A 25,998-nucleotide genomic window follows, 5' to 3' on the forward strand; every position below is an offset into this window, starting at 1 on the left:
CGCAGCCCCGTCGAGTCAAGTCTGGGCAGCGCCGCTGAGGCTGGTACGCCCGGATTGGGTCAGGCGCGCCAGATCCCGGACCACGACGGCCAGATGTTCGTGCCCGGGGTTGGCGATCGCCTGTAGTTCGGCAAGCCGGGCTTGAATGAAATCGTAGGTCTGGCGATTGGTCTCACGCCAGGTATCGAGTGGTCGCGGCCCGCCCTCGGACAGGACCTGATCGACGATCCGCTGATGAATCCGATAGCTGTCGCCGCGCAGGCTCATGCGGGCCAGTGCCGGCCAGCGGCTGTTGGCCGGCAGCTGATGGATCGCCTCCTGCAGCCACGGCACACCGAGTTCATCGCCAAGCTGGTAGAAGATCGAGGCGACGTCAGTGGCCGCCACGCCGCGTTCCTCGGCCAGCGAGACGATGTCCATGATGCCGCCGCCGACATCGGCCGCGGCGATTCGCCGGGCGACCGGGCTTTCGACGCCGATTGCCTGCCAGGTCTCGACACTCTGCTCCCAGCGCTCACGATAGGCACCGGCCAGATAGTCCGGCAGATCGGCGAGCAAACCACGGGCGCCGGCCTGATAACGCGCCAGCAGCGTGCCGATGTCGCCGTCGATGCCGGGCGTCGACAACCACCAGTTCATGGCATGCTTGAGCAGCGCGATGACGATGCGATGCGCGCGATACTGCGCCTCCGTCGGAATCCGGTTGTCCAACGCATCGATCGTACTGAACAGCGATTCGCCGTCGAGCCAGCCGTCGGCCAGCACATAACCCCGCACGGCAGCCTCCATGCGCGTGCCGAAGCCCGCGGGCAACCGGTGTGCGCTGGCAATGCCCAGCCGGTCGACCATCTGATTGGTCACCAGTGTCGCAATGAGCTCGCGGCGCAGCCGATGGGATTTGACCGCCTCGGGAAAACGCGCGACGAGCTGGTCCGGCAGACCGTCCAGCAACCATTGCTCGAGCCCGGGATCGTCGGCCACGCCGGCATCGAGCGCGGCATCGGCCAGCGCGATCTTGTTGTAGGAGATCAGCACCGCGATCTCCGGCCGGGTCAGGCCGACGCGCTCGCGCGTGCGCAGCTCGATCGTCTCGTCGTCCGGCAGATTCTCAAGGCGCCGATCCAGGCGCCCGTCACGCTCCAGTGCCCGCAGGAAACTGACCTGCTCGTCGAAGCGCGCGACGGTCTCGGCCTCCATGAGGCTGATCTGCTGGGTCTGCAGATAATTGGTGCGTAATACGAGCGAGATCACGTCCGGCGTCATCTCGGCCAGCAGTGTATTGCGCGAGGCCCGATCGATACGCCCGGCGGCCTCGGCCGTGCCCAGTGCGATCTTGATATTGACTTCCAGATCGGAGGAATCCACCCCGCCCGAGTTGTCGATCGCATCGGTGTTGATGCGGCCACCGGCCAGGGCATACTCAATGCGCCCGGCCTGCGTGAGCCCCAGATTGCCGCCCTCGCCGACCACCTGGGCGCGCAGATCGCGCCCGTCGATACGCAATGCGTCATTCGCCCGGTCTCCGACCTGGGCGTGCGACTCGTGGCTGGCCTTGACGTAGGTGCCGATCCCGCCGTTCCACAGCAGGTCGACCGGGGCCGCCAGGATCGCGCTGATCAACGCGTTGGGGCTCAACCGATCGGCCGTGATGCCGAGCGCGGCACGGGCTTCGGCGGACAACTCGATGGTCTTGGCGCTGCGATCGTACACGCCGCCGCCGCGCGAAATGAGCTGGGTGTCGTAATCCCGCCAGCTCGAGGCCGGGCCCTTGAACAATCGCTGTCGCTCGGCGTAGCTGGCCCCCGGATCGGGATCCGGATCGATGAAGATATGCAGATGATTGAATGCAGCGACCAGCCGGATCTGCTCCGAGGCGAGCATGCCGTTACCGAACACATCGCCGCCCATGTCGCCGACCGCGACCACCGAGAACGGCTCGCTCTGGACATCCCGCCCCAGCTCGCGGAAATGTCGTTTCACCCCCTCCCAGGCGCCGCGCGCGGTGATGCCCATCGCCTTGTGGTCATAGCCGGCCGAACCGCCCGAGGCGAATGCATCGTCGAGCCAGAAATCGTATTCCGCGGACAGGGCATTGGCGATGTCGGAAAAGGTCGCGGTGCCCTTGTCCGCGGCCACCACCAGGTATGGATCCTCACCGTCGTGGGCGACCACCCGGTCCGGTGTGACAACGGCATCGCCGACGCGGTTGTCGGTGATATCCAGCAAACCACGGATGAAGACGCGATAGCCGGCGATGCCGCGTGTGGCACGCGTTTCGCGGTCGATATCGGCCGGCAGGTTCTTCAACACGAAGCCGCCCTTGGCCCCCACCGGGACGATGACGGCATTCTTGACCATCTGGGCCTTCATGAGTCCCAGCACTTCGGTGCGGAAATCCTCGCGTCGATCGGACCAGCGCAGACCGCCGCGTGCCACGGGTCCGCCGCGCAGGTGCACGCCTTCGACGTCCGGTCCATAGACGAACGTTTCGACCCAGGGCCGCGGCTCGGGCAATTCCAGCAGGGCACTGGAATCGAGCTTGATCGAGACGTAGGGCTTCGGCCGCCCCTGTGCGTCACGCTGAAAGTAGTTGGTCCGGAGTATGGCCCGAACCACGGCATAGAACGCACGCAGTACACGATCGGTATCCAGGCTGGCGATCGCGTCGAGTTCGTGGGCGATGGCTTCATGGGCCGCGTTTTCGCCCGCCTGCGAACGGGCCTGGTCCGGGTCGAAGCGCAGCTCGAACAACTGGACCAGACGTCCGACAAGCGGCGCCTGCTCGGCCAGACGATCGCCGATATATACCGGTGAGAACGGCAGTTCGGTCTGCAGCAGATAGCGCGTGATGGTCCGGACCAGCACGACCTGCCGGGGCGAGAATCCGGCATCGATGACCAGCCGGCTCAGCGTGTCGTCCTCGGCACGTCCGGCCATGATGTCAGCGAACGTGGCAGCCAGCGCCTCGCGCCGGGCCGGCTCGGCCAGCATGGCGGCCTGATCGTGGCGTGCCTCGAATTCGTGTATCCACTGCGGCGCGAAACCCGGGCGATTGATCGAGAACGGATGCTGGTTGATCACCGACAGGCCGAAATGCTCGAACACCGGCAGCACCTGCGACAACGCCGGTTCCGGGCCGCTGCCGTACAGCTTGAGCGTCAATGCCCCGGCCTCGGAGGGCGGCATCGCCGCCAGCACCGGCACCGACTCGGCATCCAGCCCGGCGAGCAGCTGTGCATCGGCCACGGCGGCATCCGCCGACGTGCGATCACGATAGGCGGCCTCGAAGGCATTGGCATAGGCCGGCATGGAGGTTCCCGCCGCGCGGGCGGCGGCGGCGAATCGATCGGGCCAGGCACGGGTCGTGGCCACCAGCGCCGCCTCGACGGCATCGACATCGACCGAATCGGCGGTCTCGTCCGTGGCGATCTGGAACAGCAGACGGACGACCGCGCCCCGCAGGAAATCAGCGTCGGCGTCCTGAACGCGGCCGTCGAGCTGGCGTTCGAGTGCCTGCTCGATCTGCATGCGCAACGACACCGTATAGCGCTCGCGCGGAATATAGACGATCGCCGAATAGAAACGGCGGTACCGGTCACGGCGCAGAAACAGCCGGAGCCGCTCGGTCTCGCGCATGTTGAGCACGCCGAGCACCGTGTCGTAGAGCTCGTTGTCACTGGCCTGGAGCAGCTCGTCGCGCGGGAAGGTCTCGAGGATGTAACGCAGGCTCTTGGCCGCATGCGAGCGCGGCCGCAGCGCTGCGCGTGCCATGACGTGGCCGATCTTGCGCCGCAGCACCGGGATGTCCCGCGGGCTCGCCCGGTACGCCTCGCCCGAGAACAGCCCGAGAAACCGATGGGCGCCGATCACGTTGCCCGTGGCGTCGAGCCGCTTGATCGCCACGACATCCATGGTCTCCGGATGGTGTATCCACGAATGCCGGTTCGCCTTGGTGATGACCAGAAGACGCGAGGACTGGGTGTATTCGTCGAGTACGCCAGCCGGGGCCACATAGCCGTCCGGGTCGAGTCCGGGGCGGTCGTCGCGCAGCAACCCGAGGCTTGTGCCGGGCACATCGATCATCGCCTCGCCGGTGTCGTCGGCTTCGATCTCGCGGCCGCGATAACCGAGCAGCGTGAAATGGTCGTCGGCCAGCCAGGAGATGAACGCCTGGGTCTCGACGCGTTCTTCGCGATCGATCCCGCTGGCCGCGTGTTCGAGTTCGTCGATGACGGTCTGGAGCTTGCGCCGCATCGGATGCCAATCGGCGACCACGCAAGCCAGATCGGCCAGGCTGGATTCCACCTGCGCAATCAACGCTTCGTGGTCCAGCCCCGCCGGTGCGGCGAATTCGAGCCGGATCAACGATTCTTCGTTGCCGGCCGCGCGTTCGGCCCCGGCCGGCCCGATCCGAACGGGCCGTGCCTCGTCGTCGCGGGCGATACGCAGCACCGGATGCATGATCCAGTCGATCTCGGCACCGGTTTCACGCACGGCCAGTGCGACCGTATCGACGAGAAACGCCATGTCGTCGGCGACCGTCAGCAGGGCTGTATCGCAGGCCGAGGTCGGGTCGTCGATGGCTTCAAGGGCGACTCGTCGCGTGCCGCTCGGGCGTGGCTCGACCAGCAGTTCGTAGTGGGCTCGCAGCGCTGCATAGAGACGCTCGACCGAACGCACACGGAGTGCCTCGGCCGGCACACCGTCGAGGCAGGTCTCGACAAAATCGCTCATCGCCTGACGATCGGCGAGGGTCTCGTCTTCGCTCACGAGCGCTCGTACCTGGGCGATCACGGCAGCGGTCTGGGTGTTCATCACGGACAACGATCGGGCTCTGCGGCGACGTTACGCCGGGCCCGTGCGCGAAACAAGACACGCCGTCCGGTTATCGACCAAAGATGGTCAGTCGTTATGACTGTCGCTCTGTGTATCCGGGGCCGCGGCCTGGAATGCCGCCAGCGACAGGCAGGCCCGATACACGCGGCGCAGCGTCGGGTAGGCATCCAGCCGCACGCCGTACCGCTCGGCCATGGAGATCTGCGGCACCAGGCACACATCGGCGAGACTCGGTCGCGCCGAGAAACAGAACGAATGTTCGCCCGCCGGCTGGTCGGCCAGCAGTGATTCCATCGGCCCGAAGGCGGCATGCAGCCAGTGCTCGAACCAGGCACGGCGATGATCGTAGGCCACGTCCATCTCGTCGCGCAGGTAACGCAGCACCCGCAGATTGTTGAGCGGATGGGTATCGGCGATGGCGATCTGGGCGAACGACCGGATCCGGGCGCGCTGGCCGATATCGCCGTGCAGGAGCGGCCGCTCCGGATAACGTTCTTCGAGATATTCCAGGATCGCCGAGGACTGTGAGATCACCAGATCGTCATCGACCCACAACGCCGGGATCAGCCCTTCCGGGTTGATTCGGCGAAATGACTGACGATCCGCAGCGGCACCGTCCAGCCCCGTGAAAATCGATTCGTAGGCCACACCTTTACAATTGAGGGCGATGCGTACGCGGTGCGCCGAAACGCTGCGGTGATGCGTGAACAGCTTGAGCATGACGATCCGGATGACGACGGAAACAGGCCGAAAAGCTTAGCAAACGCAGCGCGACAACAGACGAGAGATACGCCATGAGCCAGGAACTGGACCGAACCGACGACGACGCGATGTCCGACGATGCCGGCAGCGACAGCGAACGTAACGTATTGCTCGTTACCTACGTGCTCTACGGGCTCGGCTGTTTCTTCTTCATCACGGCGGTGGCCGGGGTGATCGTCAATCACATCAAGCTTGGCGAGCTGCGCCGCCACGGCGGGCCCTGGACCCATCATCGCTGGCAGATGCGTACCTTCTGGTTCACGATGCTCTGGAGCGCGGTCTGTCTGATCCTCTCGCCCATCGGGATCGGGTTGCTCGGCTATTTCGTGCTCTGGATCTGGTGCTTCTATCGTTTCGTGCGGGGCATCGTCGCGTTCGCCGATCGCCGGCCCATGCCAGTCTAGGGTCTGTTGACCCGATCCGCGCGGGTCGGGTCAACAGACCCCACGGCCGATGCGACGACAGCGTCCGCGGGCGTCGGCCCGTGTTAGCCTCATCCGTAGATATTTGTCCCGCGACATCGCCGCCGGAGTCGTCCTTGTCCCATGCCTCGTCCCCCGGTGCCGCACACATCGATCGATTCATCGATGATTTCGAGCGGACACTCCACCGACTCGAGCAGGCGCCGGCGTTCTCGAAGTTCACACACGTCATGCAGCTGCTCGGCCATGCCGCCCGACTGCTCAAGAGCGAAGCCGGCATCACCGCGCTTTATCGTCATGCCGAACGCCTGGGGCCGGCCGGTGTCTTCGACGGCAGCGACTGGGCAGATCCGGCCGGCCTGGTGCCCGGGCTGGTCGGCCCCACCCTACGCGCCGGCGGCGACACGGCAGTCCTCGAATGCCTGAGCGAGCTGCGCATGCTGGCGATCGCCGACGGCCGCGACGCGGCTGCCGTCCTGACAGCCGAGGAGGCCCGGGCGTTCCTGCGCCAGGTGCTGGCAGCCAATCTCGATCTGGCCTTTCCTGTTGCAACCGAACAGGAGCGGGAACGCGCAGCGATCGATGCCGAGCGCATTCGCGTGCTGTTCGATTTTCTACTGGCGCGGCTGGGCGCCGGCGCGATCATCGGTGACCTGCTCGACGAGGTCAGCCGGGTGATGACCGAGCGTCCGGTGCGTGCCCAGCGCGCCGACGCGCTCTTGCGAGCCGCCGATCAGGCGTTGGCCGCGGGTATCGCGGATGTCGCCATCCAGGGCATCGCCCGACACTGGCTTGCCGCCTTGAAGGGCCCGAGCGCGCTCGCCCAGGCCCATGCCGAAGCCGATTACGCCGCCGCGCTGGCCGATTGCGATCACGACCAGCTGACCGCCGAGGCCGGCGTATTCGGCGCTGCCATGAACGAGACCGGTCTGGTCAGTCCGGCCCACGCGCAGCTGATTCATCATCTGACCGCGACAGCGCCGGCACTGCTACCGCTGGCGCTGGGCCTCGACGAGGTCGGTCGTGCAAGTCTCGCTGCCCACGGCGAGCGCCTGACCCCGATCATCATCGCGGCGATCACGCCGGCCACGGCACGCGCGATCTACGGCCTGTCGCGCCTGCTCAACGCCGGTCTCCTGTTCGACCGTCCGATTCTGGCCGGTCTGCAGCGTCTCATGCGCATCACGCTGCATCCTGAAAGTGTCGCGGTGCTCGGCCAAGGCAACCCGCCGTCGGTTGATGCCGCAGACGTCGCGCCGACTACGCGCCTGCTTGCCGGCACTCTGTCGGTGCTCGGCCAGCCCCGCGGTATCGATCAGGGCCACAACCCGACCTGCCAGTCGGCGCGCGCCATCAGCCTGTGGGCACAGAACGATCCGGGATATCTACTCGATCTCATCGCACGCGCGGCGCGCGACAACGATCTCGTCATGGATTTCGAGGGACAAAGCCTTCGCGCATCGGATCTTGCAGCCGGCATGGCCCGCGAACTGCATCCCGAGCTCGATCCGATCTCACGACTGCTCACGCCACACATCGACCGCATCTACGTCGAAATGGGACGTCGCACCGTCGGCCGGGTCGGCGACGGGCATCGATGGGTGAATCGCGAACTGCACGGCTGGTGGGTGCTGCCGGACTTCGCCGAACTGATCGAACTGCCGGCCGGCGGCCTCATCACCGATTGCGAGACGTTCATTCGTCGCTTCCATGCCGCCTATCATCCGGCTTACAACGGCGGGCGCGAACTGGTCTATGCCCAGCCCTGCGGCATTGCCTCGACGACACATACCGGACAATGGGTCGGCTGGCACGCCGTGGCGATCCAGCGCGTGGCGCGCGGTCCCGACGGCGACTGGCGGGTCTATTTCTTCAATCCCAACCAGGACAAGGCCCAGAACTGGGGCCAGGACATCCTGACATCCACACACGACGCCGACGAGTTCGAGGGTGAATCATCCCTGCCCTTCGCACAGTTCGCTGCGCGCATCTACGTCTTTCATTATCGGGCAGAGGAAATCGGCACACTGGCCGAGGTGCCCGACCGGGACGTGACGGCGGTTCGTCGTCTGATTGCCGCCGGCTGGGGCCAGCGATTCGGCCTGACCGACTGATGCCGGCCCGTTGACCCGGGTGTCTGCCCGACGCCGGTGCGGCGTCGGGCAGACGGCCTGGGGCTACACGTAATAGTCCAGCTCTTCCTGGTGCTTGAGCAGATCGCGCATCTTGTGCGGATCGTCGCCGAAGAAGAACACCAGCCCCCAGTGCGTACCAAAGGCGTTGCGCTTGGTCACGGTCTCCTGCAGCGGCGCGGTCAGCTCGTGAAAATCGAAGTACGGATGTTCCGTGACTTCGGTCGGCATCTCGAGCTTGGAGACGACTCGCTTGCGCGGATAGACACCGAAGCAGCCGGCATATCCCTTGGCACCGGTGACTTCCTCGGGGAAGAACGCGTCGACTTCCGCCTGCGTCGTCTTCGGGTCGAAGACCAGCATCGAGGCCTGATACGCGTTGAAGCCATAGGCCCGCTCGATGAGTTCGAAGGCCTTGAACCCCGGCGGCCGATAGGCCACTTCACCGAAGTACATCGTGCCGTCCGAGGTCACGAAGTATTCCGGATGGATCTGACCGAACTGGATATCGAATGTCTTGATCAACAGTTCGATCTGCTTGGTGATCAGATTGCGCCAGGATTCCAGCTCCGGCGTGGCCGGCACGAACACCGAATAGCCGAGCGTGACGTATTCGGAGATGTTCAGGAACTGGATCTTGCCGTTCCAGATCCAGGCTTCGACAGCGAATTCCCAGCCGTCAAGATGGCTTTCCATCAACAGCGGATATTCGGAGTCCGGGATCTGTTCGATCTCTTCGGCCGAACGGATCATGCGATGTCCGAGGCATCCGGCCTTGTCGAAAGCCTTGAGATGAATCGGATCGTCCACGTCACCGTCGAGCTTCAGCAACGTCTGGTTGACGCGCTTGAAGAAACGATACACGTCGTCCTTTTCGTGTGCTTCCTCGAAGATACCGACACGAATGCCGCCGAGCTGCGCCCGACGCTTCATCAGTGCCTTGTCGCGGAACAGGACGGCCTGGCCGTGCAGCCGCGGGTTGTCCATGAGCACAGCGTTGATCGCCCCGGCCCATTCGACGACTTCCTCGAACAGCGGCACGGCGGCATCCACCCCCATCTCGCGCAGGGTCTCGGCGATTTCCATCGACCGATCGTTGAGCCGCTCGAAATTCCACGGCACATAGGGGATATCGTGTTCCTTGCAGTAGTCCTCGGCCCATTCGGGCGCCACCACTACATAGCGGCGGTCGAATTTCGCGGCGGCCTCGATGGCCCCCATCGCCCAGCCGAGAAGCGCGATATAGCCCTTGTCCGAATTCTTGTCTGCCATTTCAGCTCCGTTGGAACCAGTGTCCCATGGACTCTAGCACAACCCGGAAAAACCGAAACGGCGGGTGATTCGCGGCGTCGAATCAATCGATCGCCTGATCGAGCACCTGGGTGCAATCGTTGTCGATCTTGGCACTGAGCAGCCCATCCGCCCGTGTATGGCCGCGATTGATCGCCATGACCGGCAGCCCTCGGGCCGCTGCCTCGCGCACGAAACGAAAACCGGACCAGACCATCAACGAGGAACCGGCGACCAGGACCGCATCCGAGGCCGCCAGGCCGGCCCATGCCCGTTCGACCCGCGACCGTGGCACCGCCCCGCCGAAAAAGACCACGTCCGGCTTGAGGACGCCACCGCACATCGGACATGGCGGCACCGAAAAACGGTCGTAGTCCACGTCGCCGAGCTCGATGTCGCCGTCTGGCCGAATCGCTTCGGCATCGGTCAGCCAGCCGGCGTTGGTCTCGATGAGTGTGGACTGCACCTCGTTGCGATGCACCCGTGTACCGCAATCCAGGCACACGACGCGATCGAGTCTGCCATGCAGATCGACCACGCTGGTGCTGCCGGCGGCCTGATGCAGGCCGTCCACGTTCTGGGTCACCAACAGCCCGATACGCCCGGCATGGCCCAGCCGTGCCAGCGCACGATGACCGATATTCGGCCTGGCCCGCGCCACCGGCGGCCAGCCCGCCATGCTGCGCGCCCAGTAACGTCGCCGCTTGGCGAGCTGCTGGACAAATGCCTGATGCTGAATCGGACTGGCGCCTTTCCAGCCGCCCTGACGATCGCGATAGTCGGGGATGCCGGATCCCGTGCTCAGGCCGGCCCCGGTCAAGACGAAAAGACGTCGGTGCGAGGCGATGAACGCCCGGACCATCGCAACATCGTGCGGCGTATCGAGCGGATCGGTCGCTTCCGAGAGACAACCGTTCATGCCGGATCCAGCGCCGCAAAAGCCGCCGTTTTAGAGCCCGGCGCGACGACGAGCCACATGACGTGTCGACATGTCCTCACCGGCCCGGACGAGATCGATTCGACGCCGGCGCCAATGCATTCGATGGCGTTATCGGGGATTGGCGGCATAGGGATTGCGGGCAGAAGCGCCTTCAGAACGTGCTGAACATACGACGCATCCGCCGCGGGCGATGCACGGTCGCGCCGCGGCGCGCCTGTTCGATGTCTCGTCACGGCAAGGCGCCCCGGTCGCGAAATCACGATGGCGCGTGCCGGCGTTTCGATTAAGCGTCGGCGTCGCGGAGCTGATTGACCTTGTCGATATAGCCTTGCATGGCGGTATCCCGGCTCATGCCCTTGAGCTTGGCCCAGGCATCGTACTTGGCGCGACCCTTGAAATCCGTCATACCGGGGCGTTTGCCGCTGACGTCGCCTTCGTTGGCCTGTTTGTAGTGCGCGTAGAGCGCCAGGAGGTCGTCGTTGCTCGGACGCTTGCTCAGCGTCTCGACATCCGTCTGCGCCTGTTCGAAGTCCGCCTTGAGATCGGCCATCTGATGCTCCTTGTTCATTATCAGTCAAACCGGGACGCGATGACCGGTCGATCGCGCCGTTTCGCAGTCTACCGGCCGCCGCGCGTCCACGTCACAAAACGATGGGCCGGGGCCTGCTCGGTGGCGGCCACGGCTTCGGTCGCGATCGCCTCCCACACCGACCAGTCCACGTCCGGGAACCGCGTATCACCGTCGTACTCGGCCGCGATATGCGTCAACTCCATGCGATCGGCGTACGGCAGGGCCTGGGCATAGATCTCCGCCCCGCCCATGACCATGATCTCGGGCACCGGCCCGGCCGCGACCATCGCCCGGTCGAGATCGCTCACCCAGGTCACGCCGTTCGACTCGGGCGGCCTTGGACGACGCGACATCACGATATTATGGCGTCGCGGCAAGGCCTTGCCGATCGACTCGTGGGTTCGCCGCCCCATGAGCACGGGCTTATCGAGCGTCAGGCGCTTGAATCGTGGCAGATCACCGGGAATGTGCCACGGCATGCCGCCATCGGCCCCGATCACACCGTTGTCGGCGATGGCGGCGATCAGTGTCAGGCGGGGTCTCGTCATGTCTCGGCGTCACTTTCGGTCGGTGTGCTGTCGGCGGCGGCATCGCACAATGAAATGAGGAACGTCGTGCCCTGCGGCCCGGTGTCCGACAGCACCAGATCACCGCGATGCCGTCGCGCGATGCGACGTGCCAGATCGAGTCCGATGCCACTGCCCTCGATGCTCACCGCCCGGGCGTCGGTCGGCGCGTTTCGGGATTCCGCGAACCCGCGCCCGTTATCGCGATACCGCAATACGAGGTCGGCGTTGTCCGACGTCTGATCTGCTGCCACCGCGCGAATCTCGATTTGCGGGGCGGTCTCGGCACGCCGATAACGGATGCTGTTATCGATCAGATTGCGGAACAGTATCCGCAGCTGGGCCTCGTCGCCGGTGACGCTGCCCAGCGTCTGGGTGTTGATGATGGCATCGTTTTCACCGACGAGCACGGCCAGATCGTCCCGGACGCCCGCGATGAGCGCGTCCAGATCGACACGCTCGGGCAGGAAACTCGTTCGGTCGACCCGCGCCAGTCGCAACACGCCTGTGACATTATGCTGCATGCGCTCGGCCAGCCCGTCGATACGCGACAGATACTCACCGAGTCCGGGTTCGGCCGAGAAATCGCGCAGCATATCGACATAGTCGCGCATTCGCCGCAACGGCTCGCGCAGATCGTGGACGGCAGCATTGAACCACGCACGTTCCGGCGACAGCGTATCGCCGGCCGCAGGCGCCGTGCGCCGGTCGGCATGTGACGTGCGACTGGCGAAGGCGAGCGTGAAACCAACCGGCTCCCCCGTCTGTTCATCGACCAATGCGACCACCGTCGCCGACCATGCCAGGGCGGCTTCACCGGCATCCACGCGCGCGATCTGCACGGTCTGCGGCCGCGCTGTCCGGACCGCACGATGCAACAGCGTGTGCCAGTCCGGCGCGTCGGTGGGCACGAGAAGCTCGCTGATCTCGCAGGCGATCCATTCGCGCGCCTGGATCTGCAACGCGGCGGCGCCGTGCGGGCTGATGTGCTGAATCTCGGCCTCCAGGCTCAGCCCGATCCAGCCCGGTTCGCCGCCGATCAGCGCCAGATTCGCGCGATGCGCGGCCCGCGTCTCGGCGCCGGGCGGCGTGGACAGTCCGTCAACCTGGTGGCCTATATCCCGAATGAGTACCGTAAAGCCCGGACAGTGCTCATCCTGTGCGCTGATCTCGAGACGACAGCTCGTCAGACGTCCGTCGCGCCCGATTAGTGCCAGATCCAGCGATGCACCGTCGGCGGCCGAGGCCGCGAACAACGCACGCGGCAACGCCTGCAGGCGTCGATCGCTGGCTGGCGCCAGATGATCGAGCCGGCGACCTTCGACATCGTGCGCCGGATGGCCGAGCAGTCGCTCGGCGCTTTCATGCCAGATCCGGATACGCCCGTCGAGCGCCAGGCCGCACAGGGCCACCGCCGCTTCGTCGGCCAGCAGGCGCTTGAGCGCACGCCGGGCAAATCCGTCGTTCGTCTCCGCGGGCGCACGGCCGGTGACGGCCTCGTCGGCGTTGTCTTTGTGCTGCTCGGTGACCATCAGCGGGCGAGACAGACATGCCCGTTGCGCGCTTGCAGAGGATTCGGCATATCACCGGCCAACAGCTCGGTCATGTCCGGCGTGGCGAGACCGGGCGCGTAGAGGAATCCCTGGGCGAAATCGCAGTGATTGTCTGCCAGAAACCGTGCCTGGCACGCATTTTCGACACCGTTGGCGACTACGCGCATGCCCAATCTGGTCCCCAGCGAAATCACTGATCGGGCCATGGCCTGATCGCGCGGATCCTGATCCAGGCCGCGCAGACATCCGAGATCGATCTTGAGCGCATCCGCGGGACGCCCGTGCAGCGCTGTCAGCGATGAATCACCACAACAGACATTGTCGATCACCACACCCACGCCGAGCGCCTGGAGTGCACTCGCTGCACTGTCGAAAGCCGGATTGCCCGGGGCGACCGCCGCCTGGCGAAACTCGAGCGCGAGACACGAACGCGGAATACCACGCCTGGTGACCACGCGCTGGACGCTATCCACCAGAGTACCGCCCGTGATCAGCTCCGAGGGCATATTGACGCCCAGCACGACATCCGGCTCGATCAGGCCGTAATCGCGCCATGCCTGATATTGACGACAGGCGGCTTCGAGCACCCAATCGCTGAGAAGACCGAGAAACCCCCGGGCCGCGGCCAACGCGATGAATCGCGTCGGCGCCAGCGCCCCGAGCCTCGGATGCTGCCAGCGGACCAGCGCCTCGAGGCCGACGATCCGTCCGGTACCAAGCGCGAACTGCGGTTGATAGACGAGATAAAGCTCTTCGCGTGCCAAAGCGCGCCGCAGCTCGTTACCAAGCGTCAAGGATTCGGCCCCGGCCTGGGCCTGAGTACTGCTGGCGAACCAGCGATAACGGTCGCGCCCTGCCCGCTTGGCCGCGTACATCGCCGCATCGGCATGGGCGATGAGATGGCTGCCATCGCCGGCATCTTCGGGGTGGCGCGCCACCCCGATCGAACTGCTGAGCTGAACCCGATGCGCAGCGATGGCCATCGGCTCGCGAATGCGCGATAGCGTGCGCGCGAGCATCGAATCCACGGCCAGTCGATCGGTTTCATCGAGAACGGCGAGAAACTCATCGCCACCAACCCGCCCCAGAACCGCCCGCTCGCCGAAACCCGCCCGCAGCCGCTGAGCGGCGATGACCAGAGCACGGTCACCCACGGCGTGGCCGAGCGAATCGTTGATGCCCTTGAAACCGTCGAGATCCAGATAGACGACGGTGAATGGCTTTGCCGTCAACGCCGCGTTCGAGCCCGCGCTCACCCGCTTTGCGATGTGCTGCTCGATGGCACGCCGGTTCAAAAGCCCCGTGACCTGATCATGGTCGGCCAGATACTCGAAGCGTCGCTGGCTCGCACAATGGGCCAGCGCATACCGGATGACGCGCTCGAGCCTCACGCTCGTCAGCGCATCCTTGGAAACGAAATCGGTGGCACCGGCATGCATGACGGCCAGATCGATCGCCCGGTCGTCGTTCCCGGTCAAGACAACGACCGGGCCGGCGAACAACTGACACGCGGCACTTTTGAGCACATCCAGCCCGGTGGCGGCGCCGAGTCGATAATCGAGCAGGCAGATATCGTGGCTTGCCCGCGCGAGCTCTGCTTCAGCTTCAACGCTGTCGTGCGCGAACGTCAACGCATAGGCCGTATCGGGGATCCCGCCGAGCAGTCGTACCACCCGCTCGCGGTCCAGCTCCTCATCCTCGACGACGAGAACACGAATCGAGACTTTTCTGTTTTCCACCGCGCGTACTAGGGTTTAGACGCCATGCCGTGAAGTCTAGCGCAAGCCGAGCCCAAGACGTCCACAAACAGCCGCTGAACGAAGGAACGCGGTGCGACGTTCAGACCGCCACGGGCGCCTTGATCGCGGGATGATATTCATAATCAACCAATTCGATATCGTCGGCGGTGAAATCGAAGACATTCTTCTTCTCCGGATTCAGCCACAGCCGGGGGGCGGCGAAGGGAGTCCGCGCAAGCTGTGTCGCCACCTGATCGAGATGGTTCAGATACAGATGCGCGTCCCCGAGGGTGTGAACGAACTCGCCGACTGCCAGACCGCACGCCTGGGCGATCATGTGTGTCAGCAGCGCATAGGAGGCGATGTTGAAGGGCACGCCCAGAAAGATATCGCCGCTGCGCTGGTACAACTGACAGGATAGTCGCCCCTCGGCGACATAGAACTGGAACAGCGCATGACACGGCGGCAGGGCCATATCCTCGACCTGCGCCGGATTCCAGGCAGTCACGAGATGACGGCGTGAATCCGGGTTGTGCCTGATCGCATCGATGACTCGGGCGAGCTGATCGATCGATCGGCCGTCCGGTGCCGGCCAGCTGCGCCACTGATAGCCGTAGACCGGGCCGAGATCGCCGTTCTCGTCTGCCCACTCGTCCCAGATGCGGACCTTGTTCTGCTTGAGATAGGCAATGTTGGTATCGCCGGCGATGAACCAGAGCAATTCGTGGATGATCGAACGCAGATGCAAGCGCTTGGTCGTCAGCACCGGGAAGCCGTGTTGCAGATTGAAACGCATCTGCCGGCCGAAGACCGATTTCGTGCCGACGCCGGTGCGGTCGGCCTTGGTCACGCCGTGATCGCGCACCTCCCGCATCAACTCGAGATACGGCTGTTCCAGCGGTTGGGAATCGGTCATCAACGGCCTGCCCTGCCATGGCTTGCAGAAAACACGAGGTGATGCGCGATAGGCATCGCCTGCGACCAAAACCGGCACGTGTTCATTCTGCGCTGCCTGTGTCCTGCTGATTGGGGTCGGTCCGCACGTATGCCCAGATCAGCATGATCACACCCGCGATGATCATCGGCGCGGAATAGAGTTGGCCGAGCGTCATCCAGCCGAACGCGACAAAGCCGGCGAACGCATCCGGTTGCCGGAAGAACTCACAGAAGAAGCGGAACGTGCCGTAGCCGAGCAGGAACAATCCCGAGACCGCCGCGCGCGGGCGCGGCCGGGCGGCATAGACCCAAAGGATCGCGAACAGCACGAGCCCTTCGAGGGTTGCCTCGTAGAGTTCCGAGGGATGTCGCGGTTGCGGGCCGATATGCGGATAGACCATCGCCCAGGGGACATCGGTGACCCGGCCGACCAGCTCGCCGTTGATGAAATTGGCGATCCGCCCGAAGAACAGCCCAACCGGCACGATGGGCGCCACGAAGTCGGTGATCTGAAAGAAGGTGCGACGCGTCTTGCGTGCGAACCAGGCCGAGGCCAGAAACACGCCGATCATGCCGCCATGAAACGACATGCCCCCGTCCCAGATCGCAAATATCTGCAGCGGGTTGGCCAGGAAATAGCCCGGCTGGTAGAGCAGGACATACCCCAGGCGACCGCCGAGCACGACGCCAAGCACGACGTAGAACAGCAGATCGCCCACCTCCTCGCTCTTCCAGTGGACGTGCGCCAGGCGCGTACGCAACGCACCCAGCCCCCAGCCGATGAGAAAGGACAGCAGATACATCAGACCGTACCAGTGCACGGCCAGCGGACCGACCGAAAAGGCGACCGGGTCGAAATCGGGGCGTACGAACATGGCAGCGGATTCTAGCAGTAGGACAGGACGGACGCGTTACCGGCGCTTGTACCGGCGAACGGTCTCTTTAGCGGACCCAGGCAAAGACCGCATCATCACGCGGTTCGTCGGCGGCGGACAGATTCGGACGTTTCGAGCGACGACGCAACACGCCTTCACGCTGCATGCCGAGATGCTCGAGCACGCGCATCGAGGCCGTGTTATCGACATCGCAACAGGCCCAGATTCGGTAGAGATCATCAATCTCGCAGGCCGCAGCCATGACGGCCGCGCCTGCTTCCCGGGCCAGCCCGCGCCCCCAGTGATCGGGATGCAGGATGAATCCGAGCTCGGCACCATCGTCGGAGAACTGACAGGAAATCATGCCCACGAGCGCCTGTTCGTGGGTCGCCGTAATGGCATAGGCGAAATCATCGCCGTCATGCCATCCCCAGGCCATGTCATCGAGCAGGTTGTAGACATCCTCGATGGTTTCGGCCATCGGCCAGACCATGTAACGCATGGCTCTGGCATCGCCTACATAGGCCAGCACCCCGGGCGCATCCTCGGCGCACGGCGCGCGCAGATGCAGGCGCGCCGTACGCAGCGTGGCCGGCATCGTGATCATCACGAAACCGGCCGGCCGGTCGCGAACCGGCGCACGAGATCAGCCCAGTTCGTGGCCGAATTCACGCGCGAAGCGCGTCTTGAACTCGTCCATCGTGAAATGATGATTCTGGGTGCCCGGGCGTTCGATCTTGATCGTGCCGAGCAGCGAGGCGATACGACCGGTGGTTTCCCAATCGTGGCCCTGCTGCAGGCCGTAGATCAGGCCTGCCCGGAACGCATCGCCACAGCCGGTGGGATCGGCCAGCGCAGACGGGCTGCCAGCCGGGATACGATGAACCTGGCCATCGGCATAGATCACCGAACCATTGCCGCCGCGGGTGACGATCAGGGCCTTGAGTTGATCGGCGATTTCCTGCTCGGACAGGCCCGTGCGGTCCTGAACGAGCTTTGATTCATAGTCGTTGACCGCGAGATAGGCCGCCTTGCCGATGATGTCCTTGAGCTCGTCGCCGTTGAACATCGGCAATCCCTGCCCCGGATCGAACATGAAATCGATACCGGCCTCGGCAAACTGCTCGGCGTGGGCGACCATCCCGTCCTTGCCGTCCGGCGACACCACGCCCAGCGTAATGCCGGCATCGGCAGGTATCGTCTGTTCGTGGGCATGATTCATCGCCCCCGGGTGGAAGGCAGTGATCTGGTTGTCGTCCAGATCGGTCGTGATATAGGCCTGGGCCGTGTAAGCCTCGTCGATCACCTTGACGTACTGGCGATCGATGCCGTGCGAGTCCATCCACTCGCCGTAGACATCGAAGTCCTTGCCAACGGTCGCCATGATCTGTCCCTCGCCGCCCAGAAGCGAGAGCGAGTAGCCGATATTGCCGGCGCATCCGCCGAATTCGCGCCGCATATCCGGCACGAGGAACGACACATTCAGCATGTGAACCTGGTCCGGCAGAATCTCGTTCTTGAACTGCCCGGAATACACCATGATGGTGTCAAACGCGATGGAACCGCAGATCAGAGCGGACATAGCACTTCCCTAGTCAAACCTGAGCAATCCGGCCGCACGGGCCGGCAAAGTCCGCCATGGTGCCACAGTTACCGCGTGTTTTTTTCCGGGGCAGCATCCTGCGCCATGCGTCAGGCCGCCGGGTACATCCCCGGAGGCGCTGTATCGCGCCCGTCATGCGGCCAGTGCCCGTGCCAGGATCGCCTGCCAACGTTCGGCGGCAAGCCCGTAGGCCTCGTGCGCGACCGATTCGGATTCGACCCGACGCGCGATCACGCCGCACAGACAGCCTGCCTCCAGGCCGAGCGTCGAGCAGACCGTGAACAGAGCCGCGGCTTCCATCTCGAAATTCATCACCCCGAGCTGCCGCCATTCCGCCAGCGAGCCCTGAAACGCGCGACGCACGTAGCCGCCGTGGCTGTCGTAACGTTCCTGGCCCGGCCAGAAGGTATCCGACGACGCGGTGATGCCCACATGATGCGGGATCGCGAGCTCGCGTGCGGCATCGACCAGGCGGCGCGTCAGCTCGAACGACGCCACGGCCGGATAAGTCATGGGTGCATAGTGGCTGGAGGTGCCCTCCAGCCGGACCGCGGCCTTGCTGATGACGATATCCGCATAGTCGATGAATGGCTGTATCGCCCCCGTCGTGCCGACGCGGATGAACTGCCGGATACCGATATTGGCCAGCTCCTCGACCGCCACCGCTGTCGACGGCGCGCCCAGGCCGGTCGAACAGACCAGCACACGTCGATCGCCGAGACGAGCCAGCCAGGCATGATGCTCGCGATGCTGGCCGAGCGAGATCGCATCCGGATCCAGTCCTCGGGCCAGATCCGGCACTCGGCCCGGGTCTCCCGGCAGCAATACGTGCTCTGCGTTGTCGATATCGGTCGCGGCCAGGCCGATGTGATACTGCCGCATCTTGCTCATGAGGGTTGCCCTGCGGTGTTCGCGTTATTAACCCGGCATAAAAATAGATGATTTTTCGGGTTGATGACACGCGTGTGCGAAAGCACGCGCGTCACGGCCAACGGACGTGAAGCCATTGAAAATAAAAAGACGGACAAGTGCCGGCGTTTCTTTCGATGGCGTTGAAAACAGCTGACGTCGTCAGCTGTTTTGGTGCCGGATTAATAATCGATGACGGCCGGACCGACAGCCTGGCGCTGCCCCATGCCGAGACCGCTAACACATCGGTCTCAGTCGTCCTGAAGCGCCCGGCCGACGCCGGTTCCCGTGAGGCCCAGATGCGCCGCGGCGGTCGCGCCGATATCGGCGAAGCTCTCGCGTCGGCCATGACTGCCTGCGGCAATCCCCGGGCCGGAGACCAGCACCGGTACGTACTCACGGGTGTGGTCGCTGCCCGGGTATGTCGGGTCGTTGCCGTGGTCGGCCGTGACGATCAACAGATCGTCGGCGCCCAGTGCCGCGCGCAGCGCGCTCAGGCGCGCATCGAAGCGCTCGAGCTCGGCGGCATAGCCGCCCACGTCTCGCCGGTGCCCGTATTGGGCGTCGAAATCGCAGAAGTTCACGAAGATGAACGTCGGCCGGCTCGGCACGCTGGCCAGTTCGTCGTGCATGGCATCGAAGACCGCGTCCAGCGCGGTGACCTCGATCTCTCGACCGGTGGCCGGGCAAACAGATCGCCGATCTTGCCGATCGTAGTGATCGCCACTCCGGCCCGCTCGAACACATCGAGCAGCGTATCTTCGGGCGGCGGCATGGCGAAGTCACGTCCCCGCGCGGTGCGCTCGAACGTGTCCGGTGTCTGGCCGATGAACGGCCGGGCGATCACACGGGCAATACGATGTGCATCGCAGAGTTCACGTGCGATGCGACAGACCTCGTAAAGCCGCTCGATACCGAAATGTCGCTCGTGCGCGGCGATCTGGAAGACGCTGTCGGCCGAGGTATAGACTATCGGTCGGCCGCTGGCGATATGCGCGTTGCCATGTTCAGCGATGACCGTCGTCCCCGATGCCCGCCCCACCACGATCAGGCCGGGCAGTGCAGCGCGTTCGACGAGCGCCTCCAGCAGCGCGACCGGATACGGCGCCGCCGCCGCCCGGCCGAAATACCCCCAGTCGTCCATGATCGGCGCACCGGCGATTTCCCAGTGGCCGCCGGTGCTGCCCCTGGGACAGCCCTGCGGCGCGGCCCAGGCCTGTGTCGCGCCGGACTCGGCATTCGCGCCCAACCCATCGGCCAGCGGCGCGCCACGTGCCGCGCTCGCCGCGGCCTCGATATGCCCGAACGTATCGGCACCGAGATCGTCGTAACGCGCGGCGTCGTGAGCGGCCCCGATACCCACCGAATCCATGACCACCACGATCGCGCGTCGTCCGGCCCCGGTCATCGTGGCTGCGCCTCGAAATCGACGAACGCGGCCGGCAGCAGATCGGTCAGTCGACGCGGCGGACTCCGGCGTGTTTCGGTCACCGCCATCACGAGTGCATCGGGAGCCGCGAATTCGGCCAGTTTCTGGCGACAGTTGCCGCACGGCCAGGTCAGCGTATCGCCGCGCGTGGCCACGACCACCGCCCGGATCGGCACCGCACCCACCGCCGAGATCATGACGCCAATGGCGCTGGCCTCGGCGCACTGCGCACTCGGAAAGGCGGCGTTCTCGACGTTACAGCCGGCAAAGACCTGGCCGTCGCCGACCCACAGCGCACTGCCCACTGAAAAACCGGAATACGGCGCGTGCGCGTTGCCGCGCGCGGCCTCGGCACGGGCAACCAGCAGATCCCAGTCCACGACGTCACTCATGGCCGGAGCGCGCCGCCACATCCGCTCGATACACGGGCGGATCGTTGCACACGCGTAGCAGCCCCCAATACAGCCCGCAGGCAATGAGCGAGGCCACGACCGGCCACGGCAGGTGCTCGGTCAGCATCGCGGGCAACACGCCGAAGTGGCCCAGCGCCGACAAGACCACGCCGAACACGAAGGCGATGCATGCACTGGGACGGAACAGCTCGGCCGCTGTCCCCTTCTTTTCAAAGAATGCCGCCACCGGCGTCGCCCGTTTCTGTACGACGACCCAGTCGAACATCATCAGAAACGTGAACGGGAACAGAAACACGCCGAGCAGCAGCAGGAACGGTTCGACGAAGTTGAGGATACCGGCCACCGCCAGAACCGTGGCGATGGCGCCGAGCACCAAGGAGGCCAGCGGCTGATCGTAACGGCGCGGCGTGCGAAAGGTCTCGCCGGCCGCCAGAAGCTTGGTCACCGCCGGATAGAGATTCATCGCGTTCGTATGGGCGATCGCCAGGATCACGCCGAGCGCCGCAATGGCGCCGGTCAACGGCAGGTCCTTGGCGATGAGCGCGATGTTCCACTCGCCCGTGGATGCCTTGCCGACCAGGCCGAGCGTGCCCATCAACAGAACGGGCAACAGTACGCCGACGGTCGCGGCACAGAAATACGAGGCCCGTCGCAGTCGCGATTCACTCGACGCGCGCGGCGGACAGAAACGCGACACGGTCGAGAACTCGTATGCCCAGGCCAGCAGCGAGAAGCTCAGGATCGTCTGCACGATGGCGCCCCAGTGGACGGCGCCGCTGGGCGCAACCGGCCACACGATCGTATAACGGCTGACCATGTAATAAATGAGCACGGCATACGAGGCGATAAAGATGAACGCGGTCCAGTTGTAGAAACGTTCCAGCCATTTCATGCCCAGGAACACGAGCGCGGTCTGGCCGATGCCGAGCAGCCAGTACCAGAGATTGCCGTGGCCGGGATACAGCGTCGACAGGATCTGGCCGCCAACATCGGTGTTGAGCCCGAACCAGCCGGCGCCGGTGATCGTGTACAGAAGCGCGAGCAGAAAACTGGCCCCGGGGCCGAACGTGGCTCGCGCCGTCACCAGCGAAATCAACGGCACCTCGCGACCCTGCTCGGAGAACAGGCCGGCCGGGATGATGCCGATCAGGCCCGCAATGACGACCGCGATGCAGAAATTGGTCAGCCCCACGTCGTAGAGCAGCAGACCGATGACCGGCGTGGTCGCCGACGCCGAAGCCAGCCCCCAGATCGAGAACAACGACAGGGCCGACATGTTGCGCCGGGCCTCCGGTATCGGCCGGATACCGACGGTTTCCACATTCTCGGACTGCCGGCTAGCCGCGGCGTCTGCTTGATTCGGTCTTTCGCTCATCTCGTGCTCTCGTTGATCCCGCCGCCATCCGGCGATGTGCGGCTGTGCTGATCGAACCGAGCGCCGACCAAGCCCGGCTCGTCGCGCAACCGGGCGTCACCATCCGCTCGAAGCGACAGGCAAAGCACATGCCGACATGGCCCCGGCGACAACCATCCCTGCCCGGATTTCGATTGTTGTTGCTCTCGTCACGGTAGACACTAGAAATTCCAGCCGACGGCCAGGTAATAGCCTCAGCCGGTCTCGTCGAGCCGTTCGGGGCCGTTGCCGAGATCAACCACCGCGCCGTCGCGCCACTGACCGCCGTTCTTGAAATATCGGGCAGCGAAGAAATAGTGCAGATGGGTGTAGTCCAGAATCAGGACATTGGTGTCGACCACGGCATAGTCGGTACGCGGCGACTCCGGCGTCCGACCCAGTTTGGAATCGAAATCCCAGTTGATGAAATTGACGTACAACAGACCGCCGCCCGCGAACTTGCCGAGCGGCGCCGACCAGTTGCCCTGCAAGCGATAGCCGTCCCAGGAATAGGCATTGGCCGCGCCGTAGTTGGCAAACTGGCGCCGGAAGAAGAAATTGACCTCGAAATTGACCGGCGAATGAGTATCGAACGCCGCGCCAGGGCCGAAATACAGCACGTTCTGCTGGCTATCACGCCCGTGGCCGAGATCCAGGATATAGTCGCTGGCCGGAAACCATTCCTTGACCGGCCCGATCGACAGATCCTGCCCCGTCAGCCGATCGATCGACAGACGCGGTTCCAGTTCGGCAAAGACCGGCGACCCGTCGTCGTCCCAGACGCCGACGTCGTCATCACTGCCGACGCCGAATCTCTTGTTGAAGTCCACATAACCGTAGAGATCCAACGGCCCCTTGGTGCCCGAGAATTCGTACTCGAGATAGATGTCGTCGACCGGACGCGGCCATAACGGATATCCTTCGATCCGATGATCTGGAAGCGCTGGTGGTACCAGTCCGACAGATAAGGACTGTCATCCGGCTCGGGCTGGTCCGGTGCCGCCGACGATCGGCCCTGTGGTGCATCGACGGCCTGCGCGGCCGACGGACTGTCACCGGCCGCACTCGCCAAGCCGGGCAGGAGCCACGGCAAAGCGACCAGGCACGACGCCCACGCGCGCCATTCCCCCACGGCATTTCGTCTCCCACCCATGCGTGTTGATGAACGCCCGTCATGCCCGGCCCAGGGCGTGTTGCGGTTTCGTGCGAGTCCGCGCCAAGGGCGCCCTGAAATTGACGATGGGCGGCAAGACGAGGCATAGCACGCATAGCGTGTCATTCTACGCCAGCGTGCTAGAACGCTGGATTGCCGTCGTGTTTTTGATTTTGGGGGCACTTGTCCCGAAGGGTTGGGCCGCCCATGAAAAATCGACGATGGGCGCCCGGCGGCGTTGCGAGCCTTGATCGTGGCACGCCACGATCGGCAACTCGCGCCTTGCCGGACACGATTTGTGGCGCCAACGCGGCGCTCGCGGGACGTGTTAACAGGCCCTAACCGGCCCACGAGCAGCCCGCCCCGGTACACACACACGACAGGCTGCGATGGGCAGCCCCCGGTCAGGCGACCGAGCGCGTGTCCTGGGCAGCCGCGTCATGCTTCAGGTCAAGATTCTTGGCCGCGGTGACTTCATCCAGACGGCGCACTGGCAGCGTGACCGGCGCCTCGGTGAGCGTCGCCGTATCGTTCTTGGCCTCGTTCCAGATCGCGACCATGGCCTCGACGAAGCCGTCGAGCGTTTCGCGCGATTCTGTCTCGGTCGGCTCGATGAGGAAACACTCGGGCACCAGCAGCGGGAAATAGATTGTCGGCGCGTGATAGCCGTAATCGAGCAGCCGCTTGGCGAAATCGGTCGCGCTGACGTCGAGTTCGGCCTTCTGGCGTTTGAGCGTCACGATGAATTCGTGGCTGGCCCGGCGATCCGGGAATGCCAGATCGAAACCCGCCGACTTGAGGCGCGTCATCAGATAGTTCGAGTTGAGTGTGGCGAACTCGGACACACGCTGCATGCCCTCGCGCCCGAGCAGACGCGCATAGACATAAGCGCGCAACAGCACGCCGGCGTTGCCCATGAACGCCGACAGCCGGCCGATGGAGTGCGGTACATCGGTCTCGTCGAGCCAGTGGTAGCGCGGATCGTCGCCGCCGCCGCTGCACCCGACCACGGGGATCGGCATGAAATCAAGCAGACGTTTGGAGACCCCGACCGCGCCAGAGCCCGGCCCACCGCCGCCGTGCGGCGTGGAGAACGTCTTGTGCAGGTTCATGTGGATGACATCGAAGCCCATGTCGCCCGGCCGAACCTTGCCCAGAATCGCGTTGAGGTTGGCACCGTCGTAGTACAGCAGACCACCGGTCTCATGAATCATCTTCGAAATCGTCAGGATGTCCTGTTCGAACACTCCCAGCGTGGACGGGTTCGTGAGCATGATGCCGGCGGTCTTCGGCCCGATCTTCTCGGCCAGTGCGTCGACATCGACGTCACCGTCGCTGTCCGTGGGGATCTCGACGACCTTGCAGCCACACATCACGGCCGTGGCCGGGTTGGTACCGTGTGCGGCATCGGGCACCAGAATCTCGGTGCGCTCGGTGTCACCGCGGGCCTCGTGATAGGCCTTGATCATGGCCACGCCGGCGAACTCGCCCTGGGCGCCGGCCATCGGCGTCAACGACACACCGGCCATGCCGGTCACGGTCTTGAGCATTTCCTGCAACTCGTACAGACAGGCCATGTAGCCCTGGCCGTGCGAAGCCGGCGCCAGCGGATGACGATTCAGAAACCCGGGCAGCGAGGCCAGGGTATTACAGGCCCGCGGGTTGTACTTCATCGTGCACGACCCGAGCGGATAGAAATGCGTGTCGATCGAGAAGTTGGCCTGTGACAGACGCGTGTAGTGTCGCACCACGTCCAGCTCGGAGACTTCAGGCAGCCCGAGCGGTGTATCGCGGCGCATCGCGGCCGGCAGGTCATCAATCGTCGGGGCCTCGGCCGGCACCTGTGCGGCGGCGGCGCGCCCCGGACGGCTGTGTTCGAAGATGAGCTTTTCGGTCATGAGCGTTGTTCAGTTGTGGCGCCGCGCACAGGGCACGGCACGGAACAAGAAAGGCGAAAACGCCGGATCAGGCGCGCGCCAGCGCTGCGATGGCTGCGTCGTAATCCGGCTCATCGGCAATTTCGGCAACGAGTTCGGCATGCCGCACGCGGTTGTCGGCATCGGCGACGATGACGGCTCGGGCGCATAGCCCGGCCATCGCCCCGGACTCGATCAGCACGCCGTAGTCGGTCGCGAACGTCTTGTCGCGCATCATCGACAGCGTGACGCCGTGAGTCAGTCCTTCGGCCGCACAGAAACGGCTGTGCGCGAACGGCAGATCGGCCGAGATCTGAAGCAGTGTGACGCCCTCGAGTGATTCGACGCGGGCATTGAACTGCTTGACCGACAGCGCACAGGTCGGCGTGTCCAGGCTCGGAAAGATATTGAATATCTTGGCGCGCCCGGCGAAATCGTCCAGACCGACGTCGACGAGGTCGTGCCCCGTCAGACGCAACCCCGGCAACGTCTCGTCGACACCCGGAAAGCCGTCGACCACGGCCATCTCGGTACCGCGTCGCGTGATCGTCACAGACATG

Annotated in this window: 20 protein-coding genes and 1 pseudogene; 2 read left to right on the forward strand and 19 right to left on the reverse strand. The window is 64.6% G+C overall.

Annotated elements, in window-relative coordinates; all coding sequences use genetic code 11:
• Nucleotides 1–15: 15 nt before the first annotated feature.
• Both D3260_RS11970 and maiA read right to left on the reverse strand, forming a co-directional pair.
• Nucleotides 16–4,815: an NAD-glutamate dehydrogenase gene (locus tag D3260_RS11970; protein ID WP_120098840.1), complete on the reverse strand. Its 4,800-nt coding sequence runs from the start codon at nucleotides 4,813–4,815 to the stop codon at nucleotides 16–18.
• A gap of 87 nt (nucleotides 4,816–4,902) precedes the next feature.
• Nucleotides 4,903–5,556 (reverse strand): maleylacetoacetate isomerase, encoded by a 654-nt coding sequence (maiA, locus tag D3260_RS11975; protein WP_120098841.1) that lies wholly within the window; start codon nucleotides 5,554–5,556, stop codon nucleotides 4,903–4,905.
• 74 nt (nucleotides 5,557–5,630) lie between these two features.
• On the opposite strand from maiA, the gene D3260_RS11980 reads away from it, so the two are divergent.
• Nucleotides 5,631–6,002 carry a hypothetical protein gene (locus D3260_RS11980; RefSeq protein WP_120098842.1) on the forward strand — a complete coding sequence of 124 codons (372 nt, stop codon included), beginning with the start codon at nucleotides 5,631–5,633 and terminating at the stop codon, nucleotides 6,000–6,002.
• A 134-nt stretch (nucleotides 6,003–6,136) separates the two neighbouring features.
• Nucleotides 6,137–8,134 (forward strand): hypothetical protein, encoded by a 1,998-nt coding sequence (locus D3260_RS17525; RefSeq protein ID WP_158583520.1) that lies wholly within the window; start codon nucleotides 6,137–6,139, stop codon nucleotides 8,132–8,134.
• 63 nt (nucleotides 8,135–8,197) lie between these two features.
• Here the strand turns inward: D3260_RS17525 and D3260_RS11990 are convergent, their stop codons facing one another.
• The 17 genes and pseudogenes from D3260_RS11990 to tpx all read right to left on the reverse strand — a co-directional run bounded on the left by D3260_RS11990 (nucleotide 8,198) and on the right by tpx (nucleotide 25,997).
• On the reverse strand, nucleotides 8,198–9,424 hold the full coding sequence (locus D3260_RS11990) for an acetyl-CoA carboxylase biotin carboxylase subunit family protein (protein WP_120098843.1): 1,227 nt from the start codon (nucleotides 9,422–9,424) through the stop codon (nucleotides 8,198–8,200).
• 82 nt (nucleotides 9,425–9,506) lie between these two features.
• Nucleotides 9,507–10,361, reverse strand: a complete 855-nt coding sequence (locus tag D3260_RS11995) for an NAD-dependent protein deacetylase (RefSeq protein WP_120098844.1) — start codon at nucleotides 10,359–10,361, stop codon at nucleotides 9,507–9,509.
• A 304-nt stretch (nucleotides 10,362–10,665) separates the two neighbouring features.
• Nucleotides 10,666–10,932 (reverse strand): acyl-CoA-binding protein, encoded by a 267-nt coding sequence (locus D3260_RS12000; protein ID WP_120098900.1) that lies wholly within the window; start codon nucleotides 10,930–10,932, stop codon nucleotides 10,666–10,668.
• Between the two features lie 68 nt (nucleotides 10,933–11,000).
• Nucleotides 11,001–11,501, reverse strand: a complete 501-nt coding sequence (locus tag D3260_RS12005; protein WP_120098845.1) for a dihydrofolate reductase — start codon at nucleotides 11,499–11,501, stop codon at nucleotides 11,001–11,003.
• On the reverse strand, nucleotides 11,498–13,051 hold the full coding sequence (locus tag D3260_RS12010; RefSeq protein WP_120098846.1) for an ATP-binding protein: 1,554 nt from the start codon (nucleotides 13,049–13,051) through the stop codon (nucleotides 11,498–11,500). The genes D3260_RS12005 and D3260_RS12010 overlap by 4 nt, the downstream gene beginning before the upstream one ends.
• Nucleotides 13,051–14,811, reverse strand: a complete 1,761-nt coding sequence (locus tag D3260_RS12015; RefSeq protein WP_120098847.1) for a bifunctional diguanylate cyclase/phosphodiesterase — start codon at nucleotides 14,809–14,811, stop codon at nucleotides 13,051–13,053. The genes D3260_RS12010 and D3260_RS12015 overlap by 1 nt, the downstream gene beginning before the upstream one ends.
• A gap of 100 nt (nucleotides 14,812–14,911) precedes the next feature.
• Nucleotides 14,912–15,727, reverse strand: coding sequence for a thymidylate synthase (locus D3260_RS12020; protein ID WP_120098848.1), 816 nt, complete (start codon nucleotides 15,725–15,727; stop codon nucleotides 14,912–14,914).
• A gap of 82 nt (nucleotides 15,728–15,809) precedes the next feature.
• Nucleotides 15,810–16,622 (reverse strand): prolipoprotein diacylglyceryl transferase, encoded by an 813-nt coding sequence (gene lgt / locus D3260_RS12025; protein WP_120098849.1) that lies wholly within the window; start codon nucleotides 16,620–16,622, stop codon nucleotides 15,810–15,812.
• A gap of 67 nt (nucleotides 16,623–16,689) precedes the next feature.
• On the reverse strand, nucleotides 16,690–17,229 hold the full coding sequence (locus D3260_RS12030; RefSeq protein ID WP_120098850.1) for a GNAT family N-acetyltransferase: 540 nt from the start codon (nucleotides 17,227–17,229) through the stop codon (nucleotides 16,690–16,692).
• Nucleotides 17,230–17,268: 39 nt separating this feature from the next.
• Nucleotides 17,269–18,204 carry a carbohydrate kinase family protein gene (locus D3260_RS12035; protein WP_120098851.1) on the reverse strand — a complete coding sequence of 312 codons (936 nt, stop codon included), beginning with the start codon at nucleotides 18,202–18,204 and terminating at the stop codon, nucleotides 17,269–17,271.
• 153 nt (nucleotides 18,205–18,357) lie between these two features.
• Complete coding sequence (gene udp, locus D3260_RS12040; protein WP_120098852.1) at nucleotides 18,358–19,116, reverse strand: uridine phosphorylase; 759 nt, start codon at nucleotides 19,114–19,116, stop codon at nucleotides 18,358–18,360.
• A gap of 269 nt (nucleotides 19,117–19,385) precedes the next feature.
• Nucleotides 19,386–20,542, reverse strand: a pseudogene (locus D3260_RS12045) (phosphopentomutase).
• Nucleotides 20,539–20,955 carry a cytidine deaminase gene (locus D3260_RS12050; protein ID WP_120098901.1) on the reverse strand — a complete coding sequence of 139 codons (417 nt, stop codon included), beginning with the start codon at nucleotides 20,953–20,955 and terminating at the stop codon, nucleotides 20,539–20,541. Before D3260_RS12050 ends, D3260_RS12045 begins: the two are co-directional and overlap by 4 nt.
• Complete coding sequence (locus D3260_RS12055; RefSeq protein ID WP_120098853.1) at nucleotides 20,948–22,351, reverse strand: cytosine permease; 1,404 nt, start codon at nucleotides 22,349–22,351, stop codon at nucleotides 20,948–20,950. Before D3260_RS12055 ends, D3260_RS12050 begins: the two co-directional genes overlap by 8 nt.
• A 233-nt stretch (nucleotides 22,352–22,584) precedes the next feature.
• A complete protein-coding gene (locus D3260_RS12060; RefSeq protein ID WP_233544055.1) occupies nucleotides 22,585–23,217 on the reverse strand; it encodes an outer membrane protein OmpK in 633 nt (210 codons plus the stop codon).
• Between the two features lie 709 nt (nucleotides 23,218–23,926).
• A complete protein-coding gene (gene gcvPB, locus D3260_RS12065) occupies nucleotides 23,927–25,420 on the reverse strand; it encodes an aminomethyl-transferring glycine dehydrogenase subunit GcvPB (protein ID WP_120098855.1) in 1,494 nt (497 codons plus the stop codon).
• A 67-nt stretch (nucleotides 25,421–25,487) separates the two neighbouring features.
• On the reverse strand, nucleotides 25,488–25,997 hold the full coding sequence (gene tpx, locus D3260_RS12070; protein WP_120098856.1) for a thiol peroxidase: 510 nt from the start codon (nucleotides 25,995–25,997) through the stop codon (nucleotides 25,488–25,490).
• Nucleotide 25,998: the final 1 nt, after the last annotated feature.

The organism is Salinisphaera sp. Q1T1-3 (genome assembly GCF_003602005.1).
GTDB lineage: Bacteria > Pseudomonadota > Gammaproteobacteria > Nevskiales > Salinisphaeraceae > Salinisphaera.

Bases quoted from the DNA above. Each gene is read 5' to 3' on its own strand.
- lgt (WP_120098849.1), bottom strand. From the start codon at position 16,622: ATGTTCGTACGCCCCGATTTCGACCCGGTCGCCTTTTCGGTCGGTCCG.
- D3260_RS11970 (WP_120098840.1), bottom strand. From the start codon at position 4,815: ATGAACACCCAGACCGCTGCCGTGATCGCCCAGGTACGAGCGCTCGTG.
- maiA (WP_120098841.1), bottom strand. From the start codon at position 5,556: ATGCTCAAGCTGTTCACGCATCACCGCAGCGTTTCGGCGCACCGCGTA.
- gcvPB (WP_120098855.1), bottom strand. From the start codon at position 25,420: ATGACCGAAAAGCTCATCTTCGAACACAGCCGTCCGGGGCGCGCCGCC.
- D3260_RS12005 (WP_120098845.1), bottom strand. From the start codon at position 11,501: ATGACGAGACCCCGCCTGACACTGATCGCCGCCATCGCCGACAACGGT.
- tpx (WP_120098856.1), bottom strand. From the start codon at position 25,997: ATGTCTGTGACGATCACGCGACGCGGTACCGAGATGGCCGTGGTCGAC.
- D3260_RS12035 (WP_120098851.1), bottom strand. From the start codon at position 18,204: ATGTCCGCTCTGATCTGCGGTTCCATCGCGTTTGACACCATCATGGTG.
- D3260_RS11990 (WP_120098843.1), bottom strand. From the start codon at position 9,424: ATGGCAGACAAGAATTCGGACAAGGGCTATATCGCGCTTCTCGGCTGG.
- D3260_RS12000 (WP_120098900.1), bottom strand. From the start codon at position 10,932: ATGGCCGATCTCAAGGCGGACTTCGAACAGGCGCAGACGGATGTCGAG.
- D3260_RS12010 (WP_120098846.1), bottom strand. From the start codon at position 13,051: ATGGTCACCGAGCAGCACAAAGACAACGCCGACGAGGCCGTCACCGGC.
- D3260_RS12030 (WP_120098850.1), bottom strand. From the start codon at position 17,229: ATGATCACGATGCCGGCCACGCTGCGTACGGCGCGCCTGCATCTGCGC.
- D3260_RS11995 (WP_120098844.1), bottom strand. From the start codon at position 10,361: ATGAACGGTTGTCTCTCGGAAGCGACCGATCCGCTCGATACGCCGCAC.
- D3260_RS12055 (WP_120098853.1), bottom strand. From the start codon at position 22,351: ATGAGCGAAAGACCGAATCAAGCAGACGCCGCGGCTAGCCGGCAGTCC.
- D3260_RS12050 (WP_120098901.1), bottom strand. From the start codon at position 20,955: ATGAGTGACGTCGTGGACTGGGATCTGCTGGTTGCCCGTGCCGAGGCC.
- D3260_RS12020 (WP_120098848.1), bottom strand. From the start codon at position 15,727: ATGACCGATTCCCAACCGCTGGAACAGCCGTATCTCGAGTTGATGCGG.
- udp (WP_120098852.1), bottom strand. From the start codon at position 19,116: ATGAGCAAGATGCGGCAGTATCACATCGGCCTGGCCGCGACCGATATC.
- D3260_RS11980 (WP_120098842.1), top strand. From the start codon at position 5,631: ATGAGCCAGGAACTGGACCGAACCGACGACGACGCGATGTCCGACGAT.